The organism is Lysinibacillus cavernae (assembly GCF_009724685.1).
GTDB lineage: Bacteria > Bacillota > Bacilli > Bacillales_A > Planococcaceae > Lysinibacillus > Lysinibacillus cavernae.
On the sequence record NZ_WMEF01000009.1, the window covers coordinates 201,564 to 209,120 of the forward strand.

At 36.3% G+C, this 7,557-nt stretch carries 5 protein-coding genes; all 5 read left to right on the forward strand.

What is annotated here, in order from left to right; translation table 11 throughout:
- Positions 1-104 precede the first annotated feature (104 nt).
- On the forward strand, positions 105-329 hold the full coding sequence (gene yaaA / locus GJU32_RS17315) for a S4 domain-containing protein YaaA (protein WP_155593176.1): 225 nt from the start codon (positions 105-107) through the stop codon (positions 327-329).
- 3 nt (positions 330-332) lie between these two features.
- Positions 333-1,448 (forward strand): DNA replication/repair protein RecF, encoded by a 1,116-nt coding sequence (gene recF, locus GJU32_RS17320; RefSeq protein WP_155593177.1) that lies wholly within the window; start codon positions 333-335, stop codon positions 1,446-1,448.
- A gap of 92 nt (positions 1,449-1,540) precedes the next feature.
- Positions 1,541-3,475: a DNA topoisomerase (ATP-hydrolyzing) subunit B gene (gene gyrB / locus GJU32_RS17325; RefSeq protein WP_155593178.1), complete on the forward strand. Its 1,935-nt coding sequence runs from the start codon at positions 1,541-1,543 to the stop codon at positions 3,473-3,475.
- A gap of 25 nt (positions 3,476-3,500) precedes the next feature.
- A complete protein-coding gene (gene gyrA, locus GJU32_RS17330) occupies positions 3,501-5,966 on the forward strand; it encodes a DNA gyrase subunit A (protein ID WP_155593179.1) in 2,466 nt (821 codons plus the stop codon).
- 141 nt (positions 5,967-6,107) lie between these two features.
- Positions 6,108-7,190, forward strand: a complete 1,083-nt coding sequence (locus GJU32_RS17335; RefSeq protein ID WP_155593180.1) for an HD-GYP domain-containing protein — start codon at positions 6,108-6,110, stop codon at positions 7,188-7,190.
- Positions 7,191-7,557: the final 367 nt, after the last annotated feature.

Consider the following 7,557-nt stretch of genomic DNA (forward strand, 5'->3'; position numbering starts at 1 on the left):
GATCTGTTAAGATAGTCGCTAATTGTGACTATCTTTTTTTACTTATGGCGTGATTTTAGGTATGATAGAGAGATAGACAGTCTGTATTCGGAGGGGAACACACTATGCAGGACATTAAAATTGATGAGGAGTTCATCACGTTAGGGCAGCTATTAAAAATTACTGACGCCATTAGTTCAGGTGGAATGGCCAAGTGGTTTTTACAAGAAAATGCTGTATATATAAACGGAGAAGTAGATGACCGTCGAGGTCGTAAATTACGTGATGGGGATGTTATAAATATTCCTGGATGTGGTCGTTTTCAAATCGTAGGGCCAACTGGACAGTAATTTATGTATATTGAGCAAATAAAACTTACAAATTACCGTAACTATGATGCTTTAGCTTTAGACTTCTCTCCAAAAATTAATGTTTTCATTGGTGAAAATGCGCAAGGGAAAACAAATGTTATGGAGTCCATCTATGTTTTAGCAATGGCTAAATCTCATCGAACAACGAACGATAAAGAATTGATACGTTGGGATTCAGACTATGGTAAAATAGAAGGGGCCGTAAAAAAAAGGCATGGTATTTTACCGATCGAGCTTACGATTACAAAGAAAGGTAAAAAGGGCAAGATAAATCATATAGAGCAAAGTCGCCTCAGTCATTATATTGGTCAAATGAACGTCGTTATGTTTGCGCCAGAGGATTTGAACGTTGTGAAGGGAAGTCCGCAAATACGCCGCCGTTTTATTGATATGGAGATTGGGCAAATTTCGCCTGTCTATTTACACGATTTATTGACCTTTCAAAAAGTTTTAAAACAACGTAATCATTTCTTAAAGATGAATCAAGGCAAGTCCATGTCAAACGATGTGATGTATGAGGTCTACAATGAACAATATATTCACGCAGCTACCCAAATTATTCGTAAAAGATTTCAATTTATGGATTTATTACAGGAGTGGGCTGAACCCATACATGCAGGTATATCACAAGGTCAGGAAACACTGGTTATAAAATATCGTACGGTAGCTGGTATTGAAAAAGAACACACTACTGGTGAAATTGAAAATACTTTACATCAAAAATTGATTGAAGCGAGAGAACGTGAATTTGACAGAGGTGTGACACTAGTTGGTCCACACCGTGATGATTTGCAGTTCTTAGTAAATGGCTATGATGTTCAAACTTATGGCTCACAAGGACAACAGCGTACAACAGCATTGTCTTTAAAGCTTGCTGAAATTGAATTAATTAAACAAGAAACAAATGAAACACCCATACTACTTTTAGATGATGTTTTGTCGGAACTCGATGATTATCGTCAATCGCATTTATTAAATACCATTCAAGGTGAAGTCCAAACCTTTGTTACAACTACAAGTGTTGATGGAATTCATCATGAAACGATGGAGCAGGCACAACTGTTCCACGTGAAACAAGGTGCGATTGAAAAAAGTTAGCCAGGGGAGTTTTTTAGATTACAAAAGAATGGTAATAGTCAGCTCGGTTGACTGTTCATTCATTTACACACAATGATGTTATGAAGGAGTAGATGAAAGCCGTGGCTATAGAGAACGAAGGTTTGCAAAACCAAGCTTATGAGGCCGATCAGATACAGGTATTAGAAGGTTTAGAGGCAGTACGTAAAAGACCAGGGATGTATATCGGTTCAACAAGCTCTAAAGGGCTTCACCATTTAGTATGGGAAATTGTTGATAATAGTATCGATGAAGCACTTGCAGGATTTTGTACAGATATAAAAGTAACAATTGAAAAAGATAACTGGATTCGTGTAGAAGATAACGGTCGTGGTATTCCAGTTAGTATTCAAGAAAAAATGGGTAAGCCGGCTGTTGAAGTTATTATGACAGTTTTACATGCTGGTGGTAAATTTGGCGGTGGAGGCTATAAAGTTTCAGGTGGTCTTCACGGAGTTGGGGCATCAGTGGTGAATGCACTTTCTATTGAAACAATTGTGCAAGTTCATCGTGAAGGTCATATCCATGAAATAAAATTTGAACGTGGAAGAACAATCCAAGAATTAAAAGTTATCGGTGATACTAATCACAATGGTACAACGACACGTTTTAAAGCTGACCCAGAAATATTTAAAGAAACTACTGTTTATGAATTTGATATTTTAGCGCATCGTATTCGAGAATTAGCATATTTAAATCGTGGTATTAAGATTACAATTGCTGATGAACGTGAAGAACAAGAACGTTCAACTACATACCACTATGAAGGCGGTATTCGTTCATATGTAGAACATTTAAACCAATCTAAAGAGCCTATTCATGATCCAATTGATGTTCTTGGAGAAAAAGATGGTATTTCAGTAGAAATTGCTATGCAATATAATGCTGGATTCTCCTCTAATATTTTCTCATTTGCTAATAATATTAATACGTATGAGGGCGGTACGCATGAGTCTGGTTTTAAAACAGCACTTACACGTGTTATTAATGATTATGCACGGAAAAGCAGCTTACTAAAAGAATCTGACGCTAATCTAACAGGAGAGGATGTACGTGAAGGGTTAACAGCTATTGTTTCTGTTAAACATCCTGATCCTCAATTTGAAGGACAAACGAAAACAAAGTTAGGGAACTCAGAAGTAAGTCAAATTACCAATTCATTATTCTCAGATGGCTTTGAACGTTTTATGTTAGAAAATCCAACTGTAGCCCGTAAGGTTGTCGAAAAAGGTTTAATGGCAGCTCGTGCACGTGTAGCAGCGAAAAAGGCTCGTGAATTTACTCGTCGTAAAAATGCACTGGAAGTATCAAGTTTACCTGGTAAATTAGCTGACTGTTCTTCTACAAATCCAGCTGACTGTGAAATTTATATTGTAGAGGGTGATTCTGCCGGGGGGTCAGCTAAATCTGGACGTGATCGTCACTTCCAAGCAATTTTGCCTTTACGTGGTAAAATTCTCAACGTTGAAAAGGCCCGTCTCGATAAAATATTATCAAATGCAGAAATCCGTGCCATGATTACAGCATTCGGCACAGGCATTGGAGAAGAGTTCAATTTAGAAAAGGCGCGTTACCATAAAATCGTTATCATGACAGACGCCGATGTTGATGGAGCACACATTCGCACATTACTTTTAACATTCTTCTTCCGTTTCCTTCGACCTCTTATAGAAGCAGGCTATATCTATATTGCGCAGCCACCACTATATCAAGTTAAACAAGGTAAACATATCGAGTACTGCTATGATGAAGAAACATTAAAAGAAATTTTAGAACGACTACCGAAAATGCCAAAACCAAATGTACAGCGTTATAAAGGTCTTGGTGAAATGAACGCTGAGCAACTTTGGGAAACAACAATGGATCCAGAGCACCGCACATTATTACAAGTAGAATTAGATGATGCAATTAAAGCAAACCAAGCATTTGAGCGTTTAATGGGCGATGAAGTTGAACCTCGTCGTCAATTTATCGAGGAAAATGCCGTATACGCTAATTTAGATATCTAATTTTTCTTGAGAGGAGGTCTACACTTTGTCAGAACAAGAACGCTCCGGTGTTAAAGGAGTTAATATCACAGAAGAAATTGAAACATCCTTTCTTGATTATGCAATGAGTGTAATTGTTTCACGTGCATTACCCGATGTACGTGATGGATTAAAACCAGTTCATCGCCGTATTTTATATGGGATGCAGGAGTTAGGTAATACAGCTGATAAAGCCTACAAAAAATCAGCACGTATTGTTGGGGATGTTATGGGTAAGTACCATCCACATGGTGACTCTTCAATTTATGATGCAATGGTACGTATGGCGCAAGATTTTAGCTATCGTTACATGCTTGTTGACGGTCACGGGAACTTTGGATCTGTTGATGGTGATGGAGCAGCAGCTATGCGTTATACAGAGTCACGTATGTCTAAAATAGCAATGGAAATGCTACGTGATATTAATAAAGACACAATTGACTATACAGATAACTATGATGGATCAGAGAAAGAGCCGATTGTATTACCGAGTCGCTATCCAAACCTATTAGTGAACGGTGCTGCGGGGATTGCTGTTGGTATGGCAACAAATATCCCTCCACACCAATTGGGAGAAACAATAGATGCTGTTATAGCTCTTTCTGAAAATCCAGCTATTACTACAGAAGAATTGATGGAAATTATTCCAGGCCCTGATTTCCCTACCGGAGGATTAATTTTAGGACGTAGTGGTATTCGCAGAGCTTATGAAACTGGCCGCGGTTCCATCATTATTCGTGCGAAGGTGGAAATTGAGCAAAAGTCAAATGGTAAGGAAACAATTCTTATTCATGAATTACCTTACCAAGTGAATAAGGCGAAGCTTATTGAAAAAATTGCAGAGCTTGTACGTGACAAAAAAATAGATGGTATTACAAATTTACGTGATGAATCAGACCGTCGTGGTATGCGAGTAGTCATTGAGGTCCGTAAAGATGCAAATGCTAATGTAGTTTTAAATAATTTATATAAACAAACGGCAATGCAATCGAGCTTCGGTATTAATATGCTGTCATTAGTAAATGGTCAGCCAAAAGTATTGGGCTTAAAAGAAATGCTATACCATTATTTAGAGCATCAAAAAGTAATTATTCGTCGTCGTACAGAATTCGATCTACGAAAAGCTGAAGACCGCGCTCATATTTTAGAGGGTTTACGAATTGCACTCGATCATATTGATGAAATAATTGCTATTATTCGTGGTTCACGTAGTGGTGAAGAAGCGAAGCCACAATTAATGGAGCGCTTTAATTTATCAGAGCGACAAGCTCAAGCTATTTTAGATATGCGTTTAGTTCGCTTAAGTGGATTAGAGCGTGAAAAAATTGAGGCGGAATATCAAGAGCTTCAAGTTCTTATAGCTGAGTTAAAAGAAATTTTAGCAGATGAAGCGAAAATTGTTGATATCATTCGTACTGAAATTTTAGAGCTGAAAGACCGTTTTAATGATACACGTCGTACTGAAATTACATCAGGTGGTCTAGAAATGATTGAGGACGAGGATTTAATACCTGTTGAAAACTCAGTTGTTACTTTAACGCATAATGGCTATATTAAACGTTTAGCTGCGAATACATATCGTAGTCAAAAGCGTGGTGGTCGTGGTGTACAAGGGATGGGTACAAACGAAGATGATTTTGTAGAGCATCTAATGAATACCTCTACTCATGACACAATTCTATTCTTTACGTCAAAAGGTAAAGTATTTAGAGCCAAAGGTTATGAAATTCCAGAGTTTGGTCGTACAGCAAAAGGATTACCTATCGTTAACTTACTCAATATAGAAAAAGGCGAAAAAGTAACAGCCATGATTCGAGTTGGGTCGTTTGATGAAGATGCATACTTTATCTTTACAACAAAAACAGGTATTACGAAACGTACACCTGTATCACAATTTGCTAACATCCGAACAAACGGTTTAATAGCTATTAGTTTACGAGAAGATGATGACCTTATTTCTGTACGTTTAACGGATGGAGATAAACAAGTTATTATTGGTACACGTGATGGTATGCTTGTCCGTTTCCAAGAAGATGATATTCGTTCTATGGGTCGTACAGCTGGTGGTGTTCGTGGTATTAAACTACGAGATGGTGACGAAGTCGTAGGTATGGAGATTGTTGAACCAGGACAGGAAATTTTAGTTGTTACCGAAAAAGGTTATGGTAAACGTACTTCTGAAGAGGACTATCGTTTACAAAGCCGAGGCGGTGTAGGTCTGAAAACCATCCAGATTACAGATAAAAATGGTCCAATGGTGGCTGTGAAAACAGTTGATGGTTCTGAGGATCTAATGCTTATTACAATTAACGGTATGCTTATCCGTATGGATATAAATGATATTTCGTTAATTGGGCGCAGTACGCAGGGAGTTCGTTTAATTCGATTAGGAGATGACGAATTGGTTGCAACTGTGGCTAAAGTTGAAAAAGAAGAAGAGTCTCCAGAAGACGAAGTAGAAGTAGAGGAATAATTTAAACCGATGACGACAGTATTGAATGTCGTCCATCGGTTTTTTAGCATAAATAATGAAAAATAAGTAATTATTTTGAATTTCATGATAAAATATAAATACCTTATTTGAAGCAAGAACTAGTGGAGAGGTGTTCATTTCGTGGAAACTATACATGTTCCGATTTCTGAGTTAGGCGTTGGTAAAGTAATTTCTGAGGATATTTTTGCTAATACACAGTATCCTATCATTTTTAAAGATACGATGATTTCCTATGTACATTTGCAAGTTTTTCATGCATTTAATATTTTCAACGTCCCAGTTTATAAAAATCAACATGATACTCGAGTAGAAAAGAAAGAAATTGATGTCGAGTTTGTAATAGAGGAAATTCCTACTTTTAGAAAAGTCTATAATAATTCCGTTGACCAGTTTAAAAAAGAATTTAAAAATTGGGAAGCTGGAGCTAAGTTAGATATTGCGAAAGCAAGGGCAATTATTTTACCTTTAGTAGAGATGGTGTTAGATGATCGTACTATTATTTTTGATTTAAATGAGTATTCAAATCCTAAAGACTACCTGTATCACCATTGTGTAGCAACAGGTTTGATATCGGCAGTCATTGCTCAAAAGCTTGGGTATGATAGAGGAATCACTATTCAAATAGCGATTGGTGGTTTATTAGCAGATTGCGGTATGGCTAAAGTACATCCTCGTATCAGAGATAAGAAGACACCTTTAACAGAGCAAGAATATGATGAGATTTATAAACATCCGATTTATAGCTATAATATGGTGAAAGATTTAACCATTTTAAAGGAGACTATGAAAGAGGCAATCTTCCAACATCATGAACGCTTAAATGGAAGCGGATATCCGAAAGGTGAAAAAATAGCTAATATATCTATTTTTGCACAAATTATTGCTGTAGCAGATGTTTTTCATGCCATGACATGTGAACGATTGTATAGATCAAAGCAATCTTCATTTAAAGTTATTGAAATGATTAATGAATCTGAGTTTGGTAAGTTCGATATTAAAGTAGTACGTGCGCTTATTGATATTGTTGCAGATCTTCCTATTGGTACAATTGTTGAGCTTTCTAATCTAGAACGTGGAGAAGTAATGTTTGTAAATAAATTTGCACCAACACGTCCACTCATTAAATTAATTCATTCAGGTGAAATTTTTGATTTAGGAAAAAATCGCAGTTTTTATATTTCGAGAATTTTAACAAACATGTAAAAATAATTAGGTAAGTCATATCTTAGGGCTTACCTAATTATTTAATATTTATTTAATCTGCTAAGTAAAAAAGTAGATTCTACGTATAGTACAAGCACTTTAGTACGCGTCCTCTTTACTAAGAGTCATTAATGTATATTACTAAAACCACAGACAATATTAATCAATTAGATAGTGGTCCTTTTCATTAAGATTAGGTTTTGATACATCTAATTATATAGAATTTAAATATTTTCGTTGAAAGTGTTGACATAGTTTTAGAATCTTGATATTATAAGTGAGTCGCCAAGAGGTGACAGTGAAATAAAGAACATGAACCTTGAAAACTGAACAAGCAAAACGTAATCAATAAAGTTTTTAGTAACTA

Coding starts and splice junctions, on each gene's coding strand:
- yaaA (WP_155593176.1), top strand. CDS start 105: ATGCAGGACATTAAAATTGATGAGGAGTTCATCACGTTAGGGCAGCTA.
- recF (WP_155593177.1), top strand. CDS start 333: ATGTATATTGAGCAAATAAAACTTACAAATTACCGTAACTATGATGCT.
- gyrB (WP_155593178.1), top strand. CDS start 1,541: ATGAAAGCCGTGGCTATAGAGAACGAAGGTTTGCAAAACCAAGCTTAT.